At 57.5% G+C, this 26,209-nt stretch carries 28 protein-coding genes; 17 read left to right on the top strand and 11 right to left on the bottom strand.

Going from position 1 to position 26,209, the window contains the following annotated elements; all coding sequences use genetic code 11:
• The first annotated feature begins 77 nt into the window (after nucleotides 1–77).
• From WC600_07760 to WC600_07745, 4 genes are all read left to right on the top strand, one after another.
• The gene (locus WC600_07760) at nucleotides 78–1,700 is read left to right on the top strand and encodes an FmdE family protein (protein ID MFA4902627.1); all 1,623 of its coding nucleotides are present in this window, start codon (nucleotides 78–80) and stop codon (nucleotides 1,698–1,700) included.
• 265 nt (nucleotides 1,701–1,965) lie between these two features.
• Nucleotides 1,966–2,637 carry a molybdate ABC transporter permease subunit gene (modB, locus tag WC600_07755; protein ID MFA4902626.1) on the top strand — a complete coding sequence of 224 codons (672 nt, stop codon included), beginning with the start codon at nucleotides 1,966–1,968 and terminating at the stop codon, nucleotides 2,635–2,637.
• A gap of 16 nt (nucleotides 2,638–2,653) precedes the next feature.
• Entirely contained in the window at nucleotides 2,654–3,415 is a 762-nt protein-coding gene (gene modA / locus WC600_07750; protein ID MFA4902625.1) for a molybdate ABC transporter substrate-binding protein, read from the top strand.
• Nucleotides 3,416–3,435: 20 nt separating this feature from the next.
• Nucleotides 3,436–4,167 carry an ATP-binding cassette domain-containing protein gene (locus WC600_07745; GenBank protein MFA4902624.1) on the top strand — a complete coding sequence of 244 codons (732 nt, stop codon included), beginning with the start codon at nucleotides 3,436–3,438 and terminating at the stop codon, nucleotides 4,165–4,167.
• Nucleotides 4,168–4,242: 75 nt separating this feature from the next.
• Here WC600_07745 and WC600_07740 read toward each other — a convergent pair whose 3' ends face one another.
• The 4 genes from WC600_07740 to mscL form a co-directional block, all read right to left on the bottom strand.
• On the bottom strand, nucleotides 4,243–4,962 hold the full coding sequence (locus tag WC600_07740; GenBank protein MFA4902623.1) for a hypothetical protein: 720 nt from the start codon (nucleotides 4,960–4,962) through the stop codon (nucleotides 4,243–4,245).
• Between the two features lie 136 nt (nucleotides 4,963–5,098).
• Entirely contained in the window at nucleotides 5,099–5,296 is a 198-nt protein-coding gene (locus WC600_07735) for a hypothetical protein (GenBank protein MFA4902622.1), read from the bottom strand.
• 182 nt (nucleotides 5,297–5,478) lie between these two features.
• A complete protein-coding gene (locus tag WC600_07730; protein MFA4902621.1) occupies nucleotides 5,479–5,811 on the bottom strand; it encodes a DUF3795 domain-containing protein in 333 nt (110 codons plus the stop codon).
• 28 nt (nucleotides 5,812–5,839) lie between these two features.
• The gene (gene mscL / locus WC600_07725) at nucleotides 5,840–6,298 is read right to left on the bottom strand and encodes a large-conductance mechanosensitive channel protein MscL (protein MFA4902620.1); all 459 of its coding nucleotides are present in this window, start codon (nucleotides 6,296–6,298) and stop codon (nucleotides 5,840–5,842) included.
• A 291-nt stretch (nucleotides 6,299–6,589) separates the two neighbouring features.
• On the opposite strand from mscL, the gene WC600_07720 reads away from it, so the two are divergent.
• From WC600_07720 to WC600_07710, 3 genes are all read left to right on the top strand, one after another.
• The gene (locus tag WC600_07720; protein ID MFA4902619.1) at nucleotides 6,590–6,760 is read left to right on the top strand and encodes a hypothetical protein; all 171 of its coding nucleotides are present in this window, start codon (nucleotides 6,590–6,592) and stop codon (nucleotides 6,758–6,760) included.
• A gap of 144 nt (nucleotides 6,761–6,904) precedes the next feature.
• The gene (locus tag WC600_07715) at nucleotides 6,905–7,126 is read left to right on the top strand and encodes a rubredoxin (GenBank protein MFA4902618.1); all 222 of its coding nucleotides are present in this window, start codon (nucleotides 6,905–6,907) and stop codon (nucleotides 7,124–7,126) included.
• 57 nt (nucleotides 7,127–7,183) lie between these two features.
• Nucleotides 7,184–7,360 carry a hypothetical protein gene (locus WC600_07710; GenBank protein ID MFA4902617.1) on the top strand — a complete coding sequence of 59 codons (177 nt, stop codon included), beginning with the start codon at nucleotides 7,184–7,186 and terminating at the stop codon, nucleotides 7,358–7,360.
• Nucleotides 7,361–7,486: 126 nt separating this feature from the next.
• Here WC600_07710 and WC600_07705 read toward each other — a convergent pair whose 3' ends face one another.
• From WC600_07705 to WC600_07695, 3 genes are all read right to left on the bottom strand, one after another.
• Nucleotides 7,487–7,987, bottom strand: a complete 501-nt coding sequence (locus tag WC600_07705) for a TlpA disulfide reductase family protein (protein MFA4902616.1) — start codon at nucleotides 7,985–7,987, stop codon at nucleotides 7,487–7,489.
• 156 nt (nucleotides 7,988–8,143) lie between these two features.
• Nucleotides 8,144–8,932, bottom strand: a complete 789-nt coding sequence (locus WC600_07700; protein ID MFA4902615.1) for an A/G-specific adenine glycosylase — start codon at nucleotides 8,930–8,932, stop codon at nucleotides 8,144–8,146.
• Between the two features lie 169 nt (nucleotides 8,933–9,101).
• Complete coding sequence (locus WC600_07695) at nucleotides 9,102–9,494, bottom strand: protease inhibitor I42 family protein (protein ID MFA4902614.1); 393 nt, start codon at nucleotides 9,492–9,494, stop codon at nucleotides 9,102–9,104.
• Nucleotides 9,495–9,640: 146 nt separating this feature from the next.
• Here WC600_07695 and WC600_07690 point away from each other — a divergent pair, with 146 nt between their 5' ends.
• A complete protein-coding gene (locus WC600_07690; GenBank protein MFA4902613.1) occupies nucleotides 9,641–10,579 on the top strand; it encodes a hypothetical protein in 939 nt (312 codons plus the stop codon).
• Here WC600_07690 and WC600_07685 read toward each other — a convergent pair.
• The 4 genes from WC600_07685 to WC600_07670 all read right to left on the bottom strand — a co-directional run bounded on the left by WC600_07685 (nucleotide 10,576) and on the right by WC600_07670 (nucleotide 14,800).
• Nucleotides 10,576–11,595 (bottom strand): alpha-hydroxy-acid oxidizing protein, encoded by a 1,020-nt coding sequence (locus WC600_07685; GenBank protein ID MFA4902612.1) that lies wholly within the window; start codon nucleotides 11,593–11,595, stop codon nucleotides 10,576–10,578. The two genes, WC600_07690 and WC600_07685, sit on opposite strands and share 4 nt — an antisense overlap.
• Nucleotides 11,596–11,695: 100 nt before the next feature.
• Complete coding sequence (locus WC600_07680; protein ID MFA4902611.1) at nucleotides 11,696–12,169, bottom strand: universal stress protein; 474 nt, start codon at nucleotides 12,167–12,169, stop codon at nucleotides 11,696–11,698.
• A gap of 60 nt (nucleotides 12,170–12,229) precedes the next feature.
• Nucleotides 12,230–14,041: a carbon starvation CstA family protein gene (locus WC600_07675; GenBank protein ID MFA4902610.1), complete on the bottom strand. Its 1,812-nt coding sequence runs from the start codon at nucleotides 14,039–14,041 to the stop codon at nucleotides 12,230–12,232.
• 594 nt (nucleotides 14,042–14,635) lie between these two features.
• Complete coding sequence (locus tag WC600_07670) at nucleotides 14,636–14,800, bottom strand: hypothetical protein (GenBank protein MFA4902609.1); 165 nt, start codon at nucleotides 14,798–14,800, stop codon at nucleotides 14,636–14,638.
• 255 nt (nucleotides 14,801–15,055) lie between these two features.
• Between WC600_07670 and WC600_07665 the strand changes: the two genes are divergently transcribed.
• The 9 genes from WC600_07665 (at nucleotide 15,056) to nadD (ending at nucleotide 26,200) form a co-directional block, all read left to right on the top strand.
• Nucleotides 15,056–15,775: a tetratricopeptide repeat protein gene (locus WC600_07665; GenBank protein ID MFA4902608.1), complete on the top strand. Its 720-nt coding sequence runs from the start codon at nucleotides 15,056–15,058 to the stop codon at nucleotides 15,773–15,775.
• A gap of 72 nt (nucleotides 15,776–15,847) precedes the next feature.
• A complete protein-coding gene (locus tag WC600_07660) occupies nucleotides 15,848–17,728 on the top strand; it encodes a SurA N-terminal domain-containing protein (GenBank protein MFA4902607.1) in 1,881 nt (626 codons plus the stop codon).
• 152 nt (nucleotides 17,729–17,880) lie between these two features.
• Nucleotides 17,881–18,672 carry a hypothetical protein gene (locus tag WC600_07655; GenBank protein ID MFA4902606.1) on the top strand — a complete coding sequence of 264 codons (792 nt, stop codon included), beginning with the start codon at nucleotides 17,881–17,883 and terminating at the stop codon, nucleotides 18,670–18,672.
• Between the two features lie 23 nt (nucleotides 18,673–18,695).
• Nucleotides 18,696–20,681 (top strand): LUD domain-containing protein, encoded by a 1,986-nt coding sequence (locus tag WC600_07650; GenBank protein ID MFA4902605.1) that lies wholly within the window; start codon nucleotides 18,696–18,698, stop codon nucleotides 20,679–20,681.
• A gap of 72 nt (nucleotides 20,682–20,753) precedes the next feature.
• Nucleotides 20,754–21,947 carry a Xaa-Pro peptidase family protein gene (locus tag WC600_07645; protein ID MFA4902604.1) on the top strand — a complete coding sequence of 398 codons (1,194 nt, stop codon included), beginning with the start codon at nucleotides 20,754–20,756 and terminating at the stop codon, nucleotides 21,945–21,947.
• A 159-nt stretch (nucleotides 21,948–22,106) separates the two neighbouring features.
• Nucleotides 22,107–23,354 carry a tetratricopeptide repeat protein gene (locus tag WC600_07640; GenBank protein ID MFA4902603.1) on the top strand — a complete coding sequence of 416 codons (1,248 nt, stop codon included), beginning with the start codon at nucleotides 22,107–22,109 and terminating at the stop codon, nucleotides 23,352–23,354.
• 128 nt (nucleotides 23,355–23,482) lie between these two features.
• Nucleotides 23,483–24,229, top strand: coding sequence for a polysaccharide deacetylase family protein (locus tag WC600_07635; protein MFA4902602.1), 747 nt, complete (start codon nucleotides 23,483–23,485; stop codon nucleotides 24,227–24,229).
• Nucleotides 24,230–24,291: 62 nt separating this feature from the next.
• Nucleotides 24,292–25,548: a glutamate-5-semialdehyde dehydrogenase gene (locus tag WC600_07630; protein ID MFA4902601.1), complete on the top strand. Its 1,257-nt coding sequence runs from the start codon at nucleotides 24,292–24,294 to the stop codon at nucleotides 25,546–25,548.
• Nucleotides 25,523–26,200: a nicotinate-nucleotide adenylyltransferase gene (gene nadD, locus WC600_07625; GenBank protein MFA4902600.1), complete on the top strand. Its 678-nt coding sequence runs from the start codon at nucleotides 25,523–25,525 to the stop codon at nucleotides 26,198–26,200. Before WC600_07630 ends, nadD begins: the two co-directional genes overlap by 26 nt.
• Nucleotides 26,201–26,209: the final 9 nt, after the last annotated feature.

Raw genomic sequence — 26,209 nt, 5'->3', positions numbered from 1 at the left:
TCATTTACATAGCCCCCACCCACAAGGTTGGGTGGGGGTAACCCATTTTAATTCGAATTGCGCGATACTAAAATCCTATGAATATCGGTTCCTATTCCTATGATGAGTACCTTCAACTGGTCAAGTCCTTCCATGGCCATATCGCCCCGGGACTGATTATCGGCGGTTTCATGGTGGACTTGGGCATGCGCCGGCTTCCGGACGGCGTGCTCTTCGATGCCATCAGTGAGACCAGGGCCTGCCTCCCGGACGCGGTGCAACTCCTTACCCCGTGCACCATCGGCAACGGTTGGCTCAAAGTGGTCAACCTGGGGCGGTTTGCCGTCAACCTCTATGATAAGTTCGAGGGGTCCGGGGTGCGGGTCTGGATGGATGCCGCCAAAGTGGCGGATTGGCCTGAAATCAATAGCTGGTATCTCAAACTCAAACCCAAGCCCGAGCAGGATAAAGACCTGCTTATGGCCCAGATTCGGGAAGCCGGGCCCCGGATCCTGAGCTGGCGCACCATGCAAATTCGCCCGCATTTCCTTACCCGGCGGCACCGGGGGGGCATGGTCATCTGCCCCTTGTGCCGGGAGGCCTATCCGGCCAAAGATGGGGGTATCTGCCGGGCCTGCCAGGGTGAGGCGCCTTACCTGGAAGACGCGGAAAGCGCCATGGCGGCCCCGGTCCTACAGGCCATCCCCGCGGAGAAGGCCGTGGGCCGCCGTGCCCTGCACGACATGACCCGGATCATCCCCGGCGAGAGCAAAGGCGCGGCCGTCAAGCAGGGAGAAGTCATTACCGTGGGTGACCTCTGCCGGCTGCAGCACATGGGCCGGCAGCATCTCTATGTGATAAGCGAGGACGGTCCGGGACCGGAGTGGGTGCACGAAGACGAGGCCGCCCTGGCCTTTGCCCGGGCCATGGCCGGGGCAGGCGTGACCCATACTGATACCCCCCGGGAAGGCAAAGTCAAACTGGTCGCGGCGCACGACGGTCTGCTGGTGGTGGATGAGGCGCGCCTGGAAAATTTCAACCTGGTGCCCGGGGTCATGGCCGCGTCGCGAGCCGGCTACACCCTCATGGCGCAGGGCCGCCCCCTGGCTGCGACCCGGGCCATACCCCTGTTTCTGCCACGGATCGACTTTTTGAAAGCCCTGGCGGTGTTAAGCGATGGACCGTTGTTCCAGATTTTGGCGCTGCGGCAGCCCCGGGTGGGGATCATGGTCACCGGGACCGAGGTGTTTTTAGGGCTGATAGAAGACAAGTTCGCGCCCATCATCACCGCCAAGGTGGAGAAATTGCAGGGTCAAGTGGTGAAATCCCTCATCGTGCCCGACGATAAGGAAGCCATCCGCAAAGGCGCCCAAGATCTCCTGGACGCGGGAATCGACCTGTTGGTGACCACCGCGGGCCTGTCCGTGGACCCGGATGACGTGACGCGCCAGGGCCTGATAGATGCGGGCGCCACCGACCTCTGTTACGGCGCGCCTATCCTGCCGGGGGCCATGACGCTTTTAGCCCGGATCGGTGCGGTCCAGGTCATGGGCGTGCCGGCCTGCGCCTTGTACTTCAAAACTACCAGCTTTGACCTCCTCCTGCCCCGGTTGCTGGCGGGGCTCTTTCCCAGCCGGCGCGACCTGGCTAAATTGGGCCATGGGGCCTTTTGCCTGGAATGCAAGGTCTGCACCTTCCCCAAGTGCCCCTTCGGTAAGTAATTTTCTAAAGCAAAAATTCGCCTCTCACTGGGTCCAAGGCGATTGGCGCAATTATATAATTACAATAATGCAAAGTATAACACCAACTCTCATCACAATAATTACAAAACTGTAAATATTAAGCCTTGGAAAGACCACCTGAAATAAACCCAAAAAACCAGATTTGCATGAAAATATAAATAGTTAAATTGGTTAGTCGGTTTAGTGGCATGAAGCTTGCCCCTTTACTAGATAAAATTTTGTTAAAGCTTTATGGAGTGGCAGCGTGAATTTTGCCGTGGATCTGACCCCGTTATGGTTGACGTTAAAGGTGGCCGGGGTGGCGACCCTGACGACGTTTGTCGTGGGGGTGATGCTGGCCTTCCTGGTGGCCCGGAGCCGCTTTTGGGGCCGGGAGGGCTTGGACTCGCTGTGTACCCTGCCGCTGGTCATGCCGCCCACGGTCCTGGGGTATTATCTCATCGTCCTCATCGGCAACCAGGGCTGGCTGGGCCACTGGCTGAAGTCAACCTTTGGCATTTCCTTGATATTTACCTGGCAAGGCGCGGCCCTGGCCGCGGCGGTGGTGTCTTTGCCCCTGATCTACAAGACGGCCCGGGCCGCGTTCGAAGGAGTGGATCATAATCTGGAAAATGCCGCGCGCACGCTGGGCGCCTCCGAGGCCGGGGTCTTTTTCCGGGTATCCCTGCCCCTGGCCTGGCGGGGCATTCTGGCCGGGACCATGCTGGCCTTCGCCCGGGCCATGGGCGAGTTCGGCGCTACCTTGATGGTCGCCGGCAATCTCCCCGGCAAGACCCAGACCCTGTCCATTGCCGTGTATGAGGCCATGCAGGCCGGCAACGACGCGGGCGCCACAATCCTCGTAATTATCATCTCCATCGTCTGCCTGACCATCCTGTTGGTCTCTGGAAAGGCGATGAAAATCAGATACTTGTAATATCAAGGGGTTAGTCATGACTAAAATTAAGCTGCTCTTCGTGCTCTGGTTAGGCGCCGTGGTCCTCTGGGGGGCGCCGGCTTACGGCGGCCAGGAATTGATTGTTTCCGCTGCGGCCAGTCTTACCAATGCTTTCCCGGAAATAGGGAAGCTTTTCGAGAAACAGCATCCGGAAACTAAAATTATCTATAATTTTGCCGCGTCCGGCCCTTTGCTCCAGCAAATCGCTCAAGGCGCCCCGGTGGACGTATTCGCATCCGCGGATCAAAAGACCATGAACCAGGCCGTCGATAAGGGGCTGATCGTTGTGGCCAGCCGGAAAGATTTTGTGAGCAACACCCTGGTCCTGATCGCGCCGGAAAAATCCGTTTTGCCTCTGACGGCCCTTAAGGATCTGGCCGCGCCGGAGATCAAACGGGTGGCCCTGGGCAATCCCGAAACGGTGCCGGTGGGACGCTACACCCGGGAGGCATTGACGCAAGCCGGGTTGTGGGAGACGTTTAAGCCCAAATTTATTTACGGGGAATCAGTGCGCCAGGTGCTGGATTATGTCGGTCGCGGCGAGGTGGACGCCGGGTTTGTCTTTGCCACCGATGCCGCCATAGCCAAGGGGAAGGTGAAAACGATGTTAGCGGTTAAGGGGCACCAGCCCATTGTCTATCCGGTGGCCGTCGTGGCGGCAAGCGGCAAGCAGGCTCTGGCCCAAAGTTTTGTGGACTTCGTCCTGAGCCCTCCGGCTCAGGAGATCTTTAACAAGTTCGGGTTCGGCAAGCCTTAGACCGGGCCGGTGGAAAGCCCATGAAAATCCTGGTGGACATCAAAAAACGTTTGGGTACGGGACGGCGGGTCTTTAATCTGGAAGTCTCCTTCGCCTCTGACCAAGACGTCGTCGTCCTGTTCGGCCCCTCAGGTGCGGGAAAAAGCCTCACCCTGCAAGCCATCGCGGGCCTGACCACCCCGGACGCGGGACGGATCGTGGTAGGGGAACGGGTCCTCTTCGATGCCTCCCGAAACCTCACGATTCCGGCTCGCCATCGGGATATCGGGTATGTGTTCCAGGATTACGCCCTCTTTCCCCATTTGACGGTTGCCAAGAATGTGGCTTTCGGCCTCAAGAGGGCCTGGCCCTGGAATCTGCGCCGGCCGGACCGGCTGCGCCTGGAAGAGGTGCTGGAAATTTTTGAGCTGGCTCCCATGCGGGACAGCCTGCCCCGGGATCTGTCAGGAGGGCAGCGCCAGCGGGTGGCCCTGGCCCGGGCCCTGATCCGCCGTCCCAGCCTGCTGCTCCTGGATGAGCCGTTTTCGGCCCTCGATGCCTTACTGAGAGCCAGGATGCGCCAGGAACTTTTGCGGGTGCAAGAGCGCTTTAATCTGCCGGTGATCCTCATCACCCACGACCCGGAGGACGTAGCGGCCCTGGCGCAAACCGTGGTGGTCTACGATGCCGGGAGGATTCGCCAGGTCATGGCCCTTCGGGACGAAGATAAGCAGCAGGCGGCCACGGGCTTGCTGCCTTCATTTGCCGTGTAGTTTTAGCCTATATAACCACAGGCTGGAAAGCCTGTGCTACCGGCGAATTATGGCCCCAGGCGATGGGAGCCGGCCTTAGGGTAACGTCTGTAATACCTTGCCGTTTTTTAATAACAACAGGGACGGTTCATCCATCAGGGCCGCCCGGGTTTTGCCTTGGCGATCAAACAACCCCAGCGCGGCTTTCTGGTCCATTTTCAACCCCAGCACGACCCGGGGAATGCCGTCTTTGCCGGCCAGGGTGAGACTTCGGTCACCATTCTTCTTGCCGATCACTTCCAGGGCGGCCTTCTGGTTTTCCCCGTAGAAAGTGAGATGCGGGTCACCCTGAATTGTGAGTCCGAGAGTGATAAGCCGTTTGCCTTTATCATTCAGGTTGATGGCCGGATCGCCGTTCTTTTGCACTTCCAGCGCCAACCGTGACTTCCCTTCAGAGTATAAGGCGATCGTCTGCAAGCCCTCGGGTTCGGTGTTGACTATCACGCCCCGTTGGCTTTCCTCGTCGCCCATCTGCAAACTCGTACTTCCCTGAAGGGTTGCACTTAAACGCGCCAGGGGCGCTCCATCCTGACCTGACAACACCAGGCGGGCCACACCCTGGGAGTCGACCTCGAATTGTCCCCGGGCGCGCCCGTTTGAGTCCGTGAGTTGAAAGCGTTCGGCCTGGATAACCGCGGCTACCGGCTTTTCCCTGGCCGGCGGCGCGGCAAACCTGCCTCCCAGAAAACCGGCCAGAAATCCCAATACTACCGAGATAACCCCCGAGATCAGGATAATGCGGTGCGATGTCATCATGTACCTCCTACTTCTCACCCACCAAGGCGTAACCCGCTTGTTTCCAGCTCTCCACGCCCCCTTTGAGCGCCTTAGCGTTTAGATAGCCCATCTCGATTAACCCGGCTGCCTGACCGGCCGCACTGTTTTCATTGGGTCAGGCGCAATAGAATACGATTTCCCCGTTTTTAGGCAGGGAAGGAACGAGGGACTTGAATTCAGGCAAAGAGATGGCGCCCTCCAGTCGAAGGCGCCGGAATTTGGCGTCATCGTCATAAGCGCAGACCAGGAGGGTTTCTCCTGACTGGACTTTTGGATAGATCTCTTGCGGGGTGACACGGCGAGGTTCATCCACGAATTCTCTCCTTAGCGCCTAAGATTTTACAAGGCGCGGGATCTTTTGTGAAAGTGGCTCTAGGCTTTTGATAAAGATAAGGAGAAATATCCAAGAATCCAGGGCCGGCCCGGAGGTTTCACATACCTCCGCGCCAACCTCTGAAGGTGGAGGCAAGCATCCTGTGACTCAGCCGGGAACCCTTAAACAAAGATTAGGTGCCTGCAGGAGTCGTGGTCCAGACATTCATAGCAGTAGTCATGCTGACGTTCTGTGGCACAGTCACGGATGCCGCAGTGCTCCAGACCGCCCATGTCCTTGCAGCCGGGACAGTCAACCCTACCTGAAAACCAGTCCAGCCCCTGGCGGAACTCCAACAAAGGAAAGTCCTGCGCTTCGTTAATACACTGCCGCTGCCAGTGCACCGGTAACTGGTCCATATAGGTCTTAACCTTGCCCACGGCTTCCTGAAAATCCGGGCTGCCCAACTGACACTGCTCACAGAGACCGCAATAACTCTCTCTTATGGAAGACATGGAAGTTACTCCTTAAGCGGCAATTTCGTCAGGCCGAGGCGGCCCCCAATTCCGAGGTGCAATGGGGGCACCGGGTGGCCTTGAGGGGGATCTCCGAGGCGCAATGGGGGCACTCCTTAGTGGCAGCGGCCGGAGGCGCTTCCGGGGCCCGTTGCAGCCGGTTAATTCCCCGGATGACCAGGAATACGGCATAGGCCACGATAACAAAACTGACGATAGTGTTGATGAACATCCCGATATTGAGGGTGACTGCCCCCGCGGTTTGGGCCGCGGCCAGGGAGGCATAGGGGCCCGCCACCTTTCCGGCCTTCAGGAGGATGAACAGGTTGGTGAAATCCACATTGCCCAGGAGCAGGCCGATGGGCGGCATGATGATATCGGCCACCAGGGACTTGACCACGGCTCCGAAGGCCGCTCCGATGATGATGCCCACGGCCATGTCCACGACGCTGCCGTGCATGGCGAACTCTTTGAATTCTTTAAACATAATTCAACTCCGCTAATAATTCTAAAAAATATCCAACAAAATATGCTTATTATCAGATATCAACAAGTTAATAATAATAATAATCTTGTCAATTATGGGGACCCCTTTTTTGGGCCTTCATCTTAAAGACTGGACTCCGGAAAAATTTGCCAGACCCCTTGCCATTGAACCAATAATGATTACTGTAAAATAAATATTATCTTTAAAATTTAAGGACCACCCCAAGACGAGAGTCTTGGGTCCCTGGGAAGCAGGGATATCCCTAAAACCTGAGGAAAAAGGAGAAAGTTCATGAGTGGTTGTAGCTGCGGTTGCAAGCATAAAGGCGCAGAGAAGGCTGCCCCAGCCCCTGAGGCTGAAAAGAAGAGCTACGTCTGTTACCAATGCAATACCTCCAAAGAGGCCCCGGCTGAGGCGCCTGCCCCGGAATGTTGCGGCAAGAAAATGCAAGAGATGGACTAAGCCTTAGTCTGGCCGAACCGCCAGTCAAAGGGGGTAGGGTTACCCGCGTACCCCCTTTCCGGCAAGGCTGTTCTGATGACAGCTTTCTCATCACGGCGAAAATGATAAAAAATTGTGAAGGATGCATCCAGGACGGAGGTTGAAATGTCCAACCCTGAAGAGATGTGGCAGTGCCAAACGTCTAACTGCGGGTATATTTACGACCCGGCCCATGGTGACAAGAAGGGCAAGATCCCCAAGGGCACCAAATTTGAGGACCTGCCTGATGATTGGAAGTGTCCCTGCTGCGGCGCGGGCAAATCCATGTTTAAACCCCTGGCCGGTCCCGGCTCGGCGAAGGAACAACCGGTTAAGTGCGCCAAGTAGCTGCACTTACCCAAAGATTAGCCCGGTGCACCGGGCCTACCACAGGAGATCAAATCCATGGACGACACCCAACCCAAAACCTACTGGAAATGCACCAAGTGCGGCTATACCCTCACGGAACCCCAGCCGCCCAAGGTCTGCCCCGAGTGCAAAGAAGCCTGCGAATTCAAAGACGTGAGTTGCTATTTGCCGGATTGCGGCGGGAGCGGCAGTATGGACCCACGCTTGGGGTAAGCGTGCGGTTTTCGTTGCCTGGCATTGCTGGATCAAGCTAAGAGATGACGCCGCCTCAAGGACTTTTGACTGCCGCTGGGGGTAGAATCGAGGTGCGACTCTACCCCCGGGTGGGCCGTTTTTGGTTTAGAGCAGAGGTTTAATCATTTTCACAAATTCCTCTTTGCTCCGGGCTCCCAGGATTTTTTGGGCAATATTCCCCTGCTTGTCAATGATAAAGGTCATAGGCACCAACTCGATACCGCCGTAGGCCTTGCTCACCGCGTCATTGCCTTCCAACACCGGGTACTTAAGGCCCAACTGCGAGATAAGTTGTTTGAGCTGTTCAGGAGTGGAGGACAGGGCGATTCCCAGGGTCTGAAAGCCTTGCCCCTTTAATTCCTGGTCTATCTGACTCAGATGCGGCATCTCTTGCCGGCACGGACCACAAAAGAAGGTGAAGAAATTAAGCAGCACCACCTTGCCCTTGAACTGGCTGAGGCTGTAATCTTTGCCGTCCTGCACGGCTTTTAAGGTGAAGTCCGGGGCGCTCGCGGCCCATCCCGCAGAGGCCGCTGCTGTTAAAGCCAGAGCCACTATAAGCGCCAGCCAGATCCTCGCCGGACCCACCGTAGTCTTAGTTTTCATGTACATCTCCTTGGTATGGATTGCTGCAAAATTCATCATAATATATATCCGAAAATTCCCGGCGCCACTATTTGTTACCCGGACCACGGCCTAAAAAGAATCTATCCCAAATTTTGATCCGGCAGCAACCGGATGGACTGCGAGTTGCGGGCGCTGTTAAACATCGCCCGTTTTTTTTGGCTCCACGCCAGGCCCCATTCCGGAGGCGATCCTCAGACGGGTTCCCGACTGCTGCAGGAAGCCCTCGTGGATTAAGGCCTCGATGAGAGGGCGCGTCCGCTCCGGGCTTTTCCCCACGGCCCGCACCAGCTCCTTTACAGAGAGAGCCGGGGACTCCAGCATGGTCTTTAAGATCAACCCCCGAATTTGCCGGTCGGAATCGGCAAACGCGGATTGCCGCTGGTAGTGGGCACTCGCGCGGTTGGGGTTGGGGACGGCGCGCTTGAGCATGGCCCCGTAGTCCATGAGGGCATAGTACCAGGGGCGCGGCCGGGCCCGGTCCAGGGTTTGGTCCACCAGGGGCAGAATCTCGTTATCCCGGATGCCGTTTTGGTCCCCAAAAAAGCAGTGCAGAAAGACCCGGCGGATGTTGGTTTCGATGAACACCACCGGTTGGTTGAAGGCAAAGGCGGCCACCGCGCCTGCGGTGGCCGCGCCGATGCCGGGCAGCGTCCGGAGGATCTCGACCGAGTTTGGCAGCCGCCCCTGAAACTCGGTCACCAACCGTTGGGCGAGGCGCTGCAAAGCCAGGGCGCGGCGGTTGTAGCCCAGCCCTTGCCACCTGGCCATGATCTCTCGCAGCGGGGCTTGGGCCAGCGACAGGACGTCAGGGAAGGCGGTGATGAAGGGCTCATACTTGAGGGCCACCCGCTCCACCTGGGTTTGCTGCAGCATGATTTCGGAGACGAGAATGTGATAAGGGTCAGAGGTCTCCCGCCAAGGCATTTGGCGGCCGTGGTCAGCAAAGAACCGGTAAATTTGCTGCCGGAACCGGTCTACGACAACGGGTGTGATCCTGGTTGCTGCCAGTGCCTCGGAAATGGCTCCACTCCTGGTGTTCCGGGTTCATCAAAGAGATTGGTAAAAAAGGCCACGGTGCCGGTCTGGTTCGGCTTTATCGTATGTGGACCATAACTTCGAAATGTTCCACGGCCTTGGCCCGGCCTTCCCAGGGCCGCAGATAATCCAGGCTGAGCCTGGCTTCCCCCGGTGCTTTGATCTGCAATTGCCAAACTTTAAGCACCGGTCCTCCCACCGGAGGCTGGGGAGCCAGGCGCCTGGTTTCGGTGCGCACGACCTGGAAATGTTTTTCATCAAGCTTATTAAACTCCCAGGTGTAGCCGGTGCCTGCCTGCTCTTTCAAGGCAAGCTCGATAACTTCCCCGGCTTGCACTCGGATCTCCTTGCCGTGGTCTTGAATCTGCAAAACCGTCATTCCCGGCCAAGCCAGCCAGGCGACGAGGATGGCGCACATAAGCGCACCGGTCATGACGCCAAGTTTCTTCACGCGGTCACCTCGGCACTATTTTGCCTAAAATTGCTTTGAGTGATTTTCCTGAAATTGCCTGGCGATAGCGGCAGGATATGGGGAAACATGATATCTTCCTTACTCATGCCAAGTCGGGCGTAAAATAATCAAGTCCTCACCAATTCATGATCAGAATTAAAGATATCATTCTGCTGGCCGTGGTCTTCGGCAGCATGGCAGCCGGGGTGGCCTGGCCCAGGGTGACCAGCTCTTTAGGTCCCTTCCTGTCGTGGACCCTAATGGGCCTGCTCTTTCTGGCCTTCCTGAAGGTGTACCCGCCGGCCATTTGGCACACCCTGCGGCGCTATCCCGTCAAGATGACCCTGTTAGTCCTGATCAAGTTGATCATTCTGCCCTTTATCGTTTATCTCCTAGCCATAAAATTCATCCCGGACTATGCCTTGGGTCTGCTCTTACTGGCCGGGGCCTCCACCGGTTTGTCGGCCGCCTTTTTTTCCGGGCTGGTGGGGGCGGACATTCCCCTGGTCTTGGCCATGACTGTGGTTACCACGTTATTGCTGCCCCTGACCCTGCCGCTGATCGTCGAATTCCTGGTGGGCCGGGAAATCCATTTTGACCTGTTCGGCCTGGCCAAATTCATGATGACCTTGATCTTTGTGCCGCTCTTAGCCTCCCTGTTTTTCCGGCGCTGGTTACCGAGGGCGTCGGATTGGATGGAGAGGCACTCTTACGCCATATCCTTGATTCTCTTTGTGGCCATGAACCTGGGCGCCTTTGGTCTTTATGCGCCGTTCTTGCGGGCGCACCAGCATAAGGTAGTGGTTGCGGTGCTGGTGGGCACCGGCTTAGGGGTGTTAATGGCCGGCACCGGGCTGATCCTGTTTAAGTCCAGCCTACCAACCGAACGGGTGGCGGCTGCCGGGGCCCTGGGCTGGATCAACAACGTCCTGGTCATCGTCTTAGGGAGCTATTTCAACGATCCGTTGACTTCGGTTGTGGCCGCGCTGTACCTGATCCCTTATTATGTTCTGATCATTCCTTTGAGCCATCTCACCCGGACCTGGAAAGACCGGGAAGATTTCGGTGAGATCCCTTATAGTTAACTGCCATACAGAATCGCCCGGGGCACATTTTTCACGTCCGCGGCACCGGTTAGCAACATGGCCTGGATGAGTTCGCTCTTCATTTTATTGAGCAATAAGGCCACACCTTCCCGGCCGCCACCCATGACGCCGATAACCAGGGGCCGGCCCACGAGGACCAAATCAGCCCCCAAGGCCAGGAGCTTAAGGACATCGCTGCCGGAGCGCACGCCGCCGTCGGCAAAAATCAGCACCCTGCCTTTGACCCGGTCGGCGATGGCGGGCAATACTTCAGCCGCCCCCGGGGTGCTATCCAGAACCCGCCCACCGTGGTTCGAAACCACGATCGCCGCGGCCCCGGCCGCCAGGGCAAGTTCGGCTTCCTCCGGGGTCATGATCCCCTTGACCAGAAAGGGCAGCTTTGTTGATGCGATCAGTTCCTTGATTTCGTCAAAGCTTTTGGGACCGACGGGTTGACCCTTGAGGGCCATGGTAATTAAGCCGGCCCCGTCGATATCCACGCCCACTCCCAGAACCCCCGCCTCCGCCGCGGCCTTGAGGTACTTAATGGCCTCAGCCTGGGCCCGGGGTTTGGTGATGGGAATGCCTTTGCCGTGATGATCGGCAATGGCTTTCAGGCCGCCGGCATACATCTCCGGGTCGGCGCCGTCGCCGGACATGCCCAGGGTGCCGGCGATTAGCGCTCCCGCCACAATCTCCTGAAGGAACCCCTCCTCCGAAATCTTGCCGCCCATATTGTAGGAGACCCCGGTCATGGGCGCGGCCAAGATGGGCATGGACAGCTTTTCCCCCCACAGGGTAAAGGAAGTGTCCGGCTCCTTGACATCGTGCAAGGTCCGCATATTCAAGCGATACCGGGCCAAGGCCTCCAGATTGGCCGCAAAGGCGCTCCCGGTCCCGGCTCCGCCCATGCCGGGCACTTCGCCGGCGCAGGCCCGACCGTTGCAGACCGGACAGACCCGGCAATACCCCTTTAATTTGTCTTTAGCAACTTCTCGCAGTTCGGCTAAATTCATCGATTTCGTCCCTCATGGTGCGGCTTGCTCTGCGCCCTCAGCGTCTCTGCGGTTAATTTTTTCACCGCAGAGGCGCAAAAGAACGCAGAGAGCTTAGAGCTTACGGCGTCTGCATGGAATAAAACATCTCGCTTTTGAGCGTGGGAGGTTCGATTTCCGCCACCCGCAGCAGCAACACGGACACAGGGGCGTGATCCATGACCCGCTTGGCCACACTCCCCAAGACCCAGGCGACCTCGCCGGCTCCGTGGGAAGCCAGGGCGATCAAGTCCACCTGGTTTTCCTCCGCATAGGCCACAATCTCCTGGGCCGGATGGCGGCCCAGTTTATAGATCCAATTGGCCTCAAGGCCCGCGGCCTTTAGTCTCGCGGTGATCTGCTCCAACTGGTTGGCCAAAGGCGTCTCAGGGCACGGTGCTGCCTCCCCGGCGCCGCCGATGGCGCAGATATTTGAAGAGCCCACGGACAACAGCGTCACCTGGGCATTGGCATGTTTGGCCAGCGTCTCAACCTGGGGGATTATTTGGGCCGCCAGGTCCGAGCCATCCAGTGGCACCAATATCTTTTTGAACATGATTGCCTCCTTGTCGGGGAACCACACTGCACAACTTATTTTAATAACCGATCCCGGGGTTTATTCCGGCACGATCTCCAATACCGGTTCACCGTATGCATCCCGCACCGTGGTTTTGATCTGCAGCAGCTCAAGCCACTTCTTGATGGCTCCCACAAACACAATGAGCATGAGAACCATAACGATTATAGACATGGCGCTGAGCAGATACAGCTTCTTGGGGAGGAAATTGTCAAATATATTCAGGTAGCCGGCATACATGGTGATAAAGGCCAAGAGCACACCGGGAATTGCGGTAATCCAGGCGTATTTGACCTTGTTCAGCCGCATAAGCATGGTGGTGCCGATGATGAGGGCGCTGGAGGCCAGGAGCTGGTTGCTCATGCCGAATAGCGGCCAGATGGTGGAGATATTGCCGGTATAGACCAGATAGCCCCAACAGAAGGTAAAGATGGCGCTGGTGATGACAATGCCCGGGACCCATCTTTTCTCGGAGAACTTGGGGATGTAGGCGCCGATCATTTCCTGGAGGAAGAAACGGCCCACCCGGGTGCCGGTATCCACCGCGGTGAGGATAAACACGGCCTCAAACATGATGGCGAAGTGATACCAGTAAGCCATTAAGCCTTTCAGAACCGGGATGCCGTCAAAGATATAGGCCATGCCGACGGCCAAAGAAACCGCGCCGCCGGGCCGGCCTTGAATGGTTTCCCCCACCTCTTTGGCCAGATCATTGAGATGCACCGTGTTCATGCCAAGTTTGGCAAAGACTGCGGGCAGGGAGTTAATGGCGAAGTAATCGGCGGGCACCAGCACACAGGCGGCAATCAGGGCCATGATGGCCACAAAGCCTTCCAGCAACATGCCGCCGTAGCCGATGAACAAGACGTCCCGTTCATTGCCTATCATCTTGGGGGTGGTGCCGGTCCCGATGATAGCGTGGAATCCGGATATGGCGCCGCAGGCAATGGTAATGAAGACAAAGGGGAAGACTGCACCGGGAATGATGGGGCCGCCACCGCTGACAAACTTGGTGATGGGCTCCATTAACAGCGTCGGCCGCATAAACCCGATGCCGACGGCCAGCATGACAATGGTGCCCACCTTCAGATAGGTGGACAGGTAATCCCGGGGACAGAGGAGCAGCCAGACCGGCAGGACCGAGGCTATAAAACCGTATATAGGAATAATGACGGCGAGTTGATTTTTGGATAGGGTGAACCAGGAGGCCAAAGTGGGATTGGCTACGATATAAGGACCGGCGATGACTGCGATGGTCAGCAGCACAACGCCGAGAATGCTTGCCCCCAGGACATCGTCATGCCGCCAGACATGCAGATAAATCCCCATTAAAATGGCAATAGGCATAGTGGAAAATACCGTGAAGGTGGCCCAAGGACTGGAGAACATGGCGTTGACCACCGCGATGGACAGGCCCGCCAGGGTGAGGATCAGGATAAAGAGGACGGCCACGGAGGCCACGCCGCCGATGGTAGGATTGATTTCTTTGGAGGCAATGTTCGCCAGACTTTGCCCCTTATGCCGGACTGACGCAAAGAGGATGACCATGTCGTGCACGGCCCCGGCCAGGACACAGCCGATAATAATCCACAGCGCCCCGGGCAGATAACCGAACTGGGCGGCCAGGACCGGTCCCAAGAGTGGCCCGGCCGCGGCGATGGCCGCAAAATGGTGTCCAAACAGGACGAATTTATTGGTCTTGACATAATCGTGGCCATCGGCCAATTTCACCGCCGGCGTCAGCCTTTCGACTTTCAGCTCCAGGACCCTTTTGGCGATGAACAGGCCGTAAAACCGGTAGGCTATGGTAAAGACGCACAATGCCACGAAAACCAGGGTCAAAGCATTCATGTAAACCCCCCTCCTCTCGGTTACTTAATTTTCAGGACGCCATGGGTTTCACTAAATTATTAAATTAAAAAAGATACAATCTTCGAACCCCCGCCTCCTCCTTTCTCAATTGATAATAAATTAATTAATCAAATCAATAAGATAACCAGCTTCTCCGGGCATCCTTAAGGCCAGTATATAGCAGAAAACCTCTTAAACACAATTCTTTTTAGATAAGTCATAGAGCATGCAAAAATCCTAGGTAACCTATTGATTAAATTTAAACAATATCTTAGGTTCGTTGCTTCCGGTTCCGGGTAAGTCCCGTCGCCTCGGCTCAAATTCACCGGGCTCGAAACTGCTTCCTCCTGGCCATTGATCTCTCATACCGGGTTGCGCTCATAAAGATAACTTCAAAGAAGTTAGGTGCCGGCCGAACCTTCGTGCCTGAAACCGGCTAGCCTTAAGGGGAGGGGGTAAAAAGTCCCCCTTTGAAAAAGGGGGATTAAGTTTATATAGGATTAGAGCCTTGCAACTAAATTATTGGGGTTATCCTGACCGGGACGCCTTCGCCCCCCGGATTCGCTGGAAGGCAGCTCCACCGGGGAACGGCAATTACTGGAGTACCCTTTCCTGACTGATGATCCAGGCATCTGTTGGGAAAATTTTGTTATCGACGCCTTTCTTTAATTCTGCGATGGCCGCGTCAAAGCCGTACTTGCCGACAGCAACCCGGTAATCCCCGGCTTTACTTTGAATCACCTCGCTATGGTAAGACATTATTGTAAACTATATTAATCTCCAGAAAACCCCGGTCCTGCCTGGCTGTCAGCCTGGGCTGTTTCGACATTTATCCTCAGGCATAGAGAAAGCAAGACATTACCAGCCGTAAGGTGTCCTTGACAATCAAGCCCTCAAGATAATATTATGAAACATTTAGGCAAATAAGTTAGGGTGATGGTGGGCGCCGGGCGGCCGCCACGGAGTCGCCCGTGCAGCGGTCAGGCGATATTTAATGGTCCAGGAGGACGAGACATGAGGCAGGCAGGTGTGATCCGGTATCTGGCGGCGGTAACCCTTTTAGTGCTCCCGATGGCCTGTGGCACCATGCCCGGCATGCGCACGTCCATGCCGCCGGTGCCGGCCGAGACCCCGGCGGGCACCGCGGCGCCGGGCCAGGCCCCGGCTCCCGCCCCAGACCTGGCACAGCAGGTCCAAAACTTGCAAAGTCAGGTGCAGCAGTTGGAGAGCCGGGTAGCTCAACTGGAAGCCCACCCGGCAGCACCGGCGGCCAAGCCGCATGCCGTCCCGGCGCCCTCCACCCCGGCCTATCCCAAAGCCACGGCCAAACCGGCAGTTTCCGGCGCTGCGGCGGAGAAGCACTACACCGAGGGCATGCGCCAGTATCACGCCAAGAAATTCGGCGAGGCCCGGACCCAGTTTAATGATTATTTGAAGAGCCAGCCCAAGGGCCCCAGGGCTCCGGAAGCACGTTATTACCTGGCGGACAGCTTCTACCAGGATGCCAAGTACCGGGAAGCCGGGGTGGAGTTTAATAAGTTGCGGACGCAGTTCCCCAAGAGCATCCTGGCCCCTGCGGGTCTCCTGCGCCAGGCCCTGTGCTACAAAAACCAGCAGCAAATGAGTACGTATCGGGACACGTTAAGAAAATTGGTCAAGGCTTATCCAAACAGTCCCGAAGCCAAAGAGGCCCAGAAAATGTTGAAGGAAGGCTCCAAGCCAGCCGCGCGGTAACTCTGCGGCTTCCGTAGATCATTTCCGAGCTGGCCGGCTTCCGGGCACATCAAATCGAGGTAATCTGAACCCATGTTACAATGGCTGCGTAAATCTTCCCGTTCCTGGTTCATCTATTTGGCCATCGGGGCCATCGTGGTAGTCTTTATTTTCTGGGGCGTGGGCTCCTACAAATCGGCCCGCTCCCAGGAGGCGGCTGAAGTCAACGGCACTATTATCCCCATGACCGAGTTCGCGCGGCATTACAACGACCTGGTCAAGCAGTACCAGGAGCGGGCCGCGGGCGAACTGACGCCCGAAATGATCAAGGCCCTGCGGCTCAAGGAGATGGCCCTGAGCCAACTGGTGGAAGAGACCCTGATCCTCCAAGCGGCGCCGCGCCTGGGTCTTGGCGTGACCGACACCGAGCTGCGCCGCCAGATCCAGAGCTACCCCTATTTCCAAAAAGACGGCAAGTTCGACGAGGAGCGCTATAACTGGCTACTAACCCGGAGCCACCTAAGCCCCCAGGCTTTCGAGGCTGGGGAGCGCCAGCGCCTGCTCCTCCGCAAGGTCATCGCGGAAGTGACCTCTTTAGCCAAGGTCTCGGATGCGGAACTAAAGGAACTCTTCCGCATCACCCAAGAAGAGACGGACGTCAACTACCTGACGATCTCCCCGGATAAATACCTGGCCCAGCAAAATCCCGGCGACGAAGCCGTGGACCGCTATTATAAGGAGAATGAGGCGGAATTTCGTCTGCCGGACCGTGCCCGGGTTAACTACCTGATCTTCCAGACTAAGGATTTTCTTAAGAAGGTCAAGCTCAGCCCGGATGACGTGCAAGCTTTTCTCAAAGAGCACCAAGACGAATATGTCCGCGCCAAGGCGATTCAGGCGCACCAGATCGTGCTCACTTTGCCCGCCCAGGCCACGGACGCCCAGCGCCGGCAAGTGACGCAGAAGGCCCAGAACCTGGGGCGGCAGGCTCAGACGGGGGCGGATTTCGCCGACCTGGCCCGAGCAAACTCTCAGGACGCGGCCACCAAGGATAAGGGGGGAGACCTGGGCGTGGTCAAACGCGGCCAGAATCACCCGGAATGGGACAAGGTCGCGTTTGCCCTCAAACCGGGGGGCGTGGGTATGGCGGCCACCCCTGCGGGGATTTACCTGATCAAGGTGGACGAGATCAAGGAGACGGAGGCTGTGCCTGAGGCCGCCAAGCAGGTGGAGCAGCGGCTTAAAGAGGAACAGGCGCAACAATTGGCGAAGGACGCGGCCCAGCAGGCCCAGAAAGAGTTGGCCCAGGGTTCCCCGGCCACGGTGGCGCAGAAATTGGGCGTGACTTCCCGGGAGACCCCGCTGTTTGCCTTGCAAGATGCCGTCCCGGGACTGGGGGTGCAGCCTGCTTTCAACCAAGCCGCCCTTCACCTCAAACCCCAGGAAGTCAGCAAGGTGGTGGAGTTGCCGGACGGGTTCGCGGTCCTTAAAGGCGTGGAATATCAGGCGGCGCACCTGCCCGCCCTGGCCCAGATCAAGGACCAGGTGAAGGCCGCGTTGAAAAAAAACCTGGCCCGGAAAAAAGCCGAGCAGGAAGCCTCCCGGCTGTTGGGGGAACTCCGGGGCGGCAAGCCCCTGGCCCAGGTGGCGGCCGCGGCGGGGCTGACCGTTCAGGACAGCGGCTTTTTTACCCGGCTCCAGGGTTTCCACAAGCAGCCGGAGGCCGAGGCCCTCACCGGCGCCGCCTTCCAACTTTCCCAGGAACGCCCGTATCCCGAAAAACCCCTGCTATGGCAAGACGCCTATTACCTGCTGGCCTTCAAGGCCCGGCGGGAACCGGACCCCCAGGAATTTCAAAAGGAGCGGGACCGGATGCGTACCCAATTTCTTAACCAGAAGCAGCAGCTCCTCTTCGCCTCCTGGCTGGACGGGGAGCGCCGCCGGGCCAAGATCCAGGTGTTTGTGCCCGAATAAGAAGGGCTGGCTTAGCGGTCTTGGCCGCGGCCTCAAGGGCACGGGCAGGGACTTGCGGCATACCGGGATATTTTGCTCGGATTTGGGTGTATGAGTATGATAAAATAAACGACGTCAGTGGTCTCACTTCTGGCTGATGAGGGTTCCACTACGTGTTTGCCGGCATATTCGATAATCTTCCTGCCCTGCCTTGGCCGACGAGAGGAGAAGATATGTTTCAATTTTTGGTAGATTTACTTTCCAGCGCCTACATCGAGTTAGTCCTTTTAATCATGCTGGTCATCTACTTTGTTCTTCATCGGCGAGACAGGCGGATGAAGGTTTCCGGCGTCCGAATGGTACGAATGACTATTGCTATATCGGTATTTATTTATTTCATGTTCATTTGGGCCAGTACCGTTCAACCAACTCTGCGTTCCATCAGCATTTTTGGCATGTTTGCTGTTAACTTGATTATGGTTTATTACGTAATTTTATCGAAATTTGAGGCGCCATACCGCGATGCGTTGTTGAAAATTTCCACCAGCCCGGAACAACACGACGTTCTCCATGATATCTGGCGTACGGGGAAAAGGTTTAATTATGCTCGTTATACCGTCCCCTCTCTGTTCAGTGGCACCAATCCTTTTGAATTTCTCCGTGATATGGCGACAGAAAGGGTGCGGGAGGATATCAAGGATCAACTGCGGCATTATGGGTTAGAGCAGAAGCTGATATCATTTCCAATGATGCTGGCTTATTTGAAAAGCCAGCTTGCCTGTGATGAAAATATGCCGGCTGACTTTAAGGATGTGATGCAAGAGTCTCTAGATAGTTTTGCCAAACATCCCTGGCTCGAGGAACAGGTCAACCAATTCCTCGTCATTGCGACGGAAAGGCCGGAAGATCTGCATTTCCCGGAATGGATGGCTGCTTTTGAACAATGCGTCACTGGGCCTAAATAACCCTGGCCCGGCAGCCCTCGGCGTTGAACGTCACGGCTAATCCTGAATCAGACAATCCCCCCGAAACCTTAGGGAGGTCTCCGGCGGTCCGGGCGGCGACGCACCGCGCCCTGGCAGCCCGGGACCTGCTGCTTGCCGACTATCCCCATTGGGAAACCTGGCGCCGTCAGGCCCGGGCCATCAAAACCGAGGCTGTGGCCCGTTTGGACGAGCTCCTGGAGAGCCTGGCGCAGGCCGTAACCGCCTGGGGCGGGCGGGTGCTCTGGGCTGAGGATGCGGCCCAGGCGCGGCGGCTGATCCTTGCCATTGCCCAAGAACACGGGGTCAAGACGGTGGTCAAGTCCAAGTCCATGACCACCGAGGAAATCGGGCTCAATCCCACCCTGACCGCGGCGGGCCTGATGGTCAGGGAGACAGACCTTGGGGAGTTCATTGTGCAGTTGGCCGGCCACCCCCCGGCGCACCTCACCGCTCCGGCCCTCCACCTGAATCGCCACCAGATTGCCGAAATCTTTGCCGACCACCTGGGCGCCCAAATTCCGGCGGACCCGGAGGCTCTGACCCGGTGGGCCACAACCTATTTGAATCCCAGCTTTTATGAGGCCCAGATGGGGATCACCGGGGTCAATTTCGCCACACCGGATGGCACCCTGATTCTGGTGGAAAACGAAAGCAACCTGCGCTTCACCGCCACCCTGCCTAAAGTCCACGTGGCCGTGATGGGCCTGGAAAAGATCATTCCTCGGCTCACAGACGTTGAGGTGATGCTGCGCCTGTTGCCGGCTAGCGCAACGGGCCAGCGGCTCACCGCCTTGGTCCACTTCATTCAGGGACTCAAGATCCAGCCCCGGGGGAAGCAGGCCTTTTATCTGGTGATTTTGGACAATGGCCGGCGGCGTCTGGCCGCGGACCCGGAGATGGCCGAGGCCTTGTATTGCCTCCGGTGCGGGGCCTGTCTCAATACCTGTCCGATTTTTCAGGTGGGCGCGGCGCATCTGTACGGCCGGGTCTATCCCGGAGCCATCGGCATCTTGTTAGCGCCCTACCTGGCCCCGGTGGGAGATATCTGCGATCTCTGCACCCAATGTGGGGCCTGCCAGGAGATTTGTCCCGTGGGCATCCGGCTGCGCGATAAAATCCAGGGGCTGCGCGGGCAGAGCCGCCGATTCCGGGCTATCCGGGGCTTAAGCGCCGCGGCCGGCGCGGCGCTGGCCCATCCCCGCGGGTATCGGGGCCTGGAGTTGGTATGGCGTGGATTGACCGGGCTTGTGGCGCGCCGGGGCTGGGGGCGCGGGCTGCCGCGTTTGGCTTCGGAGAGCTTCCATCGCCAACAACGGGGCCGCCTGAAGGAGGACCGGAGTGGGTGCAAGAACCTAAATCCCCCCTATCCCCCCTTTTCCAAAGGGAGGAATTTAGCGGGGCCTTCCCCTCGAGAGCAAGCACCTGAGTCCGATCTTACAAATCTGGATTCGTTCCTGCGACCGACACATGGGGCCGCCCCGACAGGCGCGCTTTTGGAGCAAAGGCTTGCTGAAGCCCGCAGTTCCTTGAGCCGGGTGCAAGGTCCCGTCGCCCTGGCCCGGCGGCTGGCAATGGCGGCAGCACCTCTGTGGCTGGAAGATCATCCCTGGCTGCGGCAGGTGGCCGGGAGGCTCGCGGAACTGGGGGTTAAACACCATATCGTCCAGGCCGAGTGGGCTCCGGAGGCCGGTACGGTAGTTTCCGTGGCCCTGGGGGCCATCCCCGAGACCGGGAGCGTCCTCGTGGACTCCGGGTGCGGGGCCGCGGCCACTCTGTCCTTTCGAGCCAAACAACACATAATCCTGATCCCCCCGGATAGAGCCAATCTGAGCCTGTCCCAGGCGCTCGAGTACGTCCGGGACCGGGGACCGGGCATGGTGAGCTGGCTCACCGGCCCTTCCCGCACCGCGGACATCGAAAAGGTGCTGGTGCTGGGCGCCCAAGGTCCGGTAAGTCTGGAGATGATCCTGTACGAAGACCAGGAATGATGGAACCCGAGCATAAACCCAGGCATGGCTTCCTGAGGGCCTGGAAATGATCTTGTGCCAGGAGGAGGAATAATGGAGCCGGTGCCGGTGGTTGAAATCACCTCCCGGGTGGAGTCCCTTATAGAAAAGCTGGCGCCGGCCGGCATCGGCCTGGCCCTGATTCGCCAGCCCGCGGACCTGTTCTATTATACCGGCACGGTGGTGGATGGCTTCCTGGCGGTGGCCGCCGGTTCGCAGCCGTTGCTGCTGGTGCGCCGTCCCCATAAAGACCCGCCGGAGGCGGGCCCCTGGCCCCGGGCCATGTACCGGGACTTAAAAGAACTTCCCAAAATTCTGGCTGCTTCGGGGTTTACGCCCCGGGAGGCCCTGGCCCTGGAGCTGGATGTCATCCCTGCCGCGATGTTTAAGCGCATCCAGGAGCAGCTCTTCCCCGGGCATGCCATTATGGACCTCTCACCCCTCATCCGGCAGCAGCGCATGGTCAAAAGCGCCTATGAGCTGGACCAGGTGCGTCTGGCTGCAGCCGTGTTGGACCAGGTCCATGAGGAGGTGCCGGGGCTTTTAAAGCCGGGCATGTCCGAACTGGAGGTGTCCGCAGCCCTGGAATACCGCCTGCGCCTCCTGGGCCACCAGGGCTTGGTGCGAGTGCGCAACTGGGATTTGGAGGTTTTTTACGGCCACGTGCTCTCCGGAATATCGGGTTTGCTGACGGCCTACACCGACACCCCCAGTGGCGGCCCGGGATTCAGCACAGCCTTCCCCCAGGGGCCGTCTTTAAAACCGCTGGCGGTGGGCGAACCCATCAGCGTCGATCTGGCCGCCTGCGTCAACGGCTACATCGTGGACATGACGCGGATGTACGCCCTGGAATCCCTGCCTGAGGCGGCCTGGGAGGCCTTCGACGCGGTGGAGGAACTCTATCGGCTCTTTGTCGCGACGGCCCGGCCCGGGGTTAAACCCGGGGACATTTTCCAGGTGCTCTCGGAGGCCGTCCGGGGCCGGGGCCTGGGGGACTGCTTTATGGGCCCGGGAGCGGACCGGGTTAGTTTTCTGGCCCACGGCGTGGGGTTGGAACTGGATGAATTCCCGTTCATCACGGCCCGGTTCCCCTATCCCCTGGAGGCCGATATGGTGCTGGCCTTCGAGCCCAAGTTTTTTCTGCCGGAGATCGGCATGATCGGCCAGGAAGACACCGGCCGCATTACCCCCGCGGGGGTGGAATGGCTGACCCACAGCCCACGGGGGATTACCGTAATAAAACAGTGATCAGTGATCAGTGGTCAGTGGTCAGTGGCCAGTAAGAGGTGAGGGGTTACGGGTTGCGGGTTACGGGGTTATACCGAAATTGTTGAGCTTTTCGATTATTTATAATAAATTTACAGCATACTCTAAGTGGTCTAATTTTCATCCGGATTCCGAGGCAGTATGGACACAAAGAGCGGGAATAAGAAACCCTCTGCGCCTGCGGGCAAACCGAAAAAGTCCGTAATGTCGTTTTCCAAAGATCTGGTGGTCTGCTTAGGCATAATCACCACCTTAATCGGGTTTGGGCCGCAGATTTTGGATTCACTTGATAAGTTGTCAGGCACGACGCAGCGCTATTCTCTCTTTTCCACCTACGTCAATTATGGTCAGGCGCTTTTCAATGAGGAGCGTTTCAATGAGGCGTCCCGATCTTTTGAGGAAGCCCTCTCTTTCCGGCCACATGATTTTGGGGTGCAGCTTGAACTGAAGAAGACCCGCTTACTCCACGCCCTCTATCGCCTCCAAGATATTCAGGCTGAAGAACTGGCGAAGCTCGCCTTTGAAGTTGAAGTTGTAATAAGAAGTAACGTTCCGGATTTATATCGCTTTTACTTTGTCCAAGGAAATATTCGTTATATTCAAAAAGACTACAAAGGCGCGGTCAAGTCATATGAAAAGGCCTTAGAGATCAAACCCGACTACGCCAAAGCTATGAGTAACTTAGGTGCAACATTAAATGACCTCAAAGATTTTCCTGCCGCGGTCCGTATGCTCAAGGCTGCCATACGGGCAGGTGATGTTGAACCGGCGGTTTATAATAATCTTACCATAGCCCTATGGAGTTCCGGGGCCTATGATCAGGCTATTGTCACGGCTCAAGAAGGCATCAAGTTATTCCCCACCTATGGTCAACTTTATAATGAGCTGGGAATTACGTTTTACAAGTTAGGTCGGATGGAGGAAGCGGTATCGGCTTTTAAAACCGCGCACGTCATGATTCCTAAGTGGCAAAAGCCTAATCTGCTTGAATGTTTGACCAATATCTCTTATCCTCTGGCGGCCTTGGGTCGAACCGATGAAGCCCTCTATTATCTTCGTCAGGCCAAGGAGGTTATGCCGGATAACCCTCACATCTATCTGGCGATGGCGACGTGCTATCAGGAGGCTGGCAGCGATGCCAAGGCCTTAGAAGCATACGAACAGTTAGGAGCTTTGGGAGTTTATCCCGATCCTCCGGAAATGATTAAGTGGGCCGCCATCCTGGAGCGTTTTCACCGGCCGCGAGAAGCGTCTATGCGACTGTACATGGCATTGGAAAAAAGTAAGCATGATGAGCGGACGGTGCAGACGATTCAAGAGATGGCCGAAAAATATAAGTATCAAGATATATTACAGCGCATCAGAGAAATCACTAAATCTTCCCACTAAATGTCAGGCTGGGGGAGCCCCCCGAATCATAAGACCTAATTTTTCCACGTCATAGTATTTGCAATACAGAGATAGCTTCCCGGGTTTATCCATTTGAATTTTCGCTTATTTCCAGGTAAAATAACCGGATGCAACGATTTATCCGCCTGCGGTTGAGGATGATTCTGATGCTGTTGGCAGTGTACTGCGGCGGCGCGCTGGGGACGGCCTGGGGGGCCGACCCTGTGACCATTTGGGCCGGACCAGCCAATGTCAAAGCCGTGGCCCTGACCTTTGACGACGGCCCCTCACCCATCTATACTCCGCAAATCATGGCCTTACTCAAGCAGTATGGCGCCCAGGGCACTTTTTTTGTCATGGGGCACAAGGTGGAGAAAAACCCCGGGTTGGTGCAGGCGCTGCTTAAAGATGGCAACGAAGTGGGCAATCACAGCTTCAGCCATCCCCGGATGACCAAGGCGGACCAGGCCTCCAGGGAGCGGGAGTTGGAGCGCACCGCGGTGGGTCTGGACCTGGTGGGCTGCCCCCAGACATCCAGGCTGTTCCGGCCCCCGTACAGCGCCTGGGATGACCGGCTAAAGTCTTATATGGCTCATACCGGACGGCGCATGGTCATGTGGAGCCTGGATTCCGGCGACTGGCAGGGGTTGGCGGCCCCGGCCATTATCCACAATGTCTTGGGCCGGGTGAAAAACGGCGACATCATTATTTTTCACGACTGTTGCGCAGAGACCCGAGCGGACCGTCACCCCACGGTGGAGGCCTTGAAGACTATCCTGCCCGCTCTGCAAGCCCAAGGCTACCGCATGGTGACGGTTTCGGAACTGGTCGGCTGCAAAGATTTTTATAAGGGGGCAAAGCGGCAAGGGAATTAACGTGGTCGCTCTTTCCCAGTTTCGGCTACCATCTTTAAGTAACCAAGCAACGGAGCAGACACATGGATATCCCAGAAATGGTTCATCATATGGCCCAAGAGGCCAAAGGCGCCGCCCGGCGCGTCGGCACGCTGTCCCGGGAGGTGAAAGACCGGGTCATCCTCCGGGTGGCGGACTTGCTGAAGGAACGCCAGACCGGGATACAGACGGCCAACGCCCGGGATGTGGACGCGGCCCGGGCCCAGAACTTTGCTCCGGCATTTATAGATCGGCTCACGCTTTCCGATAAAGTATTTGTCTCGATGATCAAGGGTCTCCAGGAAGTGGCGGCTTTGCCCGACCCGGTGGGGGCCGTCACCGGCATGTGGGTGCGCCCCAACGGCCTGAAAGTGGGGAGACAGCGCATTCCCTTGGGGGTTATCGGCTTTATTTATGAGTCCCGTCCCAATGTGACGGTGGATGCCGCCGCTCTCTGCCTTAAGAGTGGGAACGCGGTTATCCTCAAAGGCGGCAAAGAGGCCCTGCATGCCAATCTGGCCCTGGCCCAAGTGATGCAGGATGCGCTGGCCGAGGCCGGGGCCCCTGTCGCCGCGGTGCAGGTCATCCCCAGCGTGGCCCGGGAGGCCACTTTGGAGCTGTTGAAGCAGGACGAGCTGGTGGACCTGATTATCCCCCGGGGGGGCGAAGGACTGATCCGCTTCGTGGCGGAACACTCCCGCATCCCGGTGCTCAAGCATTACAAGGGGGTCTGCCACATCTTTGTGGATGACTCCGCCGACCTGGAAATGGCCGAAGCGATTTGCTTCAACGCCAAGGTGCAGCGTCCCGGGGTGTGCAATGCCATGGAAACCCTGCTGGTCCACACAGCTGCGGCGCCTGAGTTTTTGCCCCGAATGTTCGCTCGCTTAAGCCAGGCTGGCGTAGAAATACGGGGCTGCCCCGTTACCCGTGAAATCATTGCCTCGATAACCCCGGCCCAGGAGGCCGACTGGGGCGCGGAATTTCTGGACCTGATTTTGGCCGTGAAGGTGGTGTCGGACCTGGACGCGGCCCTGGCGCACATCGCCCGGTATGGTTCCAACCACACCGAGGCCATCATCACCCGGGATTATGCCCGGTCCCAAAGGTTTTTAAAGGAGGTGGACTCGTCGGTGGTTCTGGTCAACGCCTCTACCCGCTTCAATGATGGCGGCGAGTTGGGCTTGGGCGCGGAAATCGGCATCAACACCTCCAAGCTCCACGCCTTCGGGCCCATGGGTCTGGAAGAGCTGACCACCACCAAGTTTATCGTCTATGGCGACGGACAGATCAGAACCTGAGGCGACGCCGCGTCTGGGGCTCTTCGGCGGCACGTTTAACCCCATCCACTACGGGCACCTGCGGTCCGCCGAAGAAGTCTGTGAGGCCCTGGGATTGACCCGCCTCTGGTTTATTCCTGCGGGCGAGCCGCCCCACAAGGCCGCGCAAGGCATCACTCCGTTCGAAACCCGCCTCGAGATGACCCGGCTGGCCGTGGGCGACCACCCGGTGATGTCGGTATCCGACCTGGAAGGGCGGCGGCCGGGGAGATCCTACTCCATCGAAACCCTGCGGCAGGTCCGCCGGGAAGTAGGTCCAACGTGGGAGCTCTATTTTATTCTGGGTTTGGATGCCGTTCTGGAAATCGCCAGTTGGAAGGACTATCGGGACCTTTTCACCTTAAGCCATTTTGTGGTCCTGGATCGCCCCGGCTATGACCGCCACCTGTTGGGGGAGGTCCTCCTCCGGGAAGTCCATCCGCAATTTAAGCCCCTTCAGGGTGAGCACGGTTTTAAGCACCCTGACGGCCACAAAGTGATTTTCCAGGAAACCACGCTCCTGGATATTTCAGGCACCACAATCAGGAACCTGGTTCGACAGGGGCATTCCATTCGCTACCTCTTGCCGGAGGCGGTGCGAAGATATATAATAAACCATAAGTTTTATACTTAGGAGGAAAAC

The sequence above is a fragment of the Desulfobaccales bacterium genome, from assembly GCA_041648175.1.
Lineage (GTDB): Bacteria > Desulfobacterota > Desulfobaccia > Desulfobaccales > 0-14-0-80-60-11 > 0-14-0-80-60-11.
This window is presented reverse-complemented; position numbering and strand designations above follow the sequence as displayed.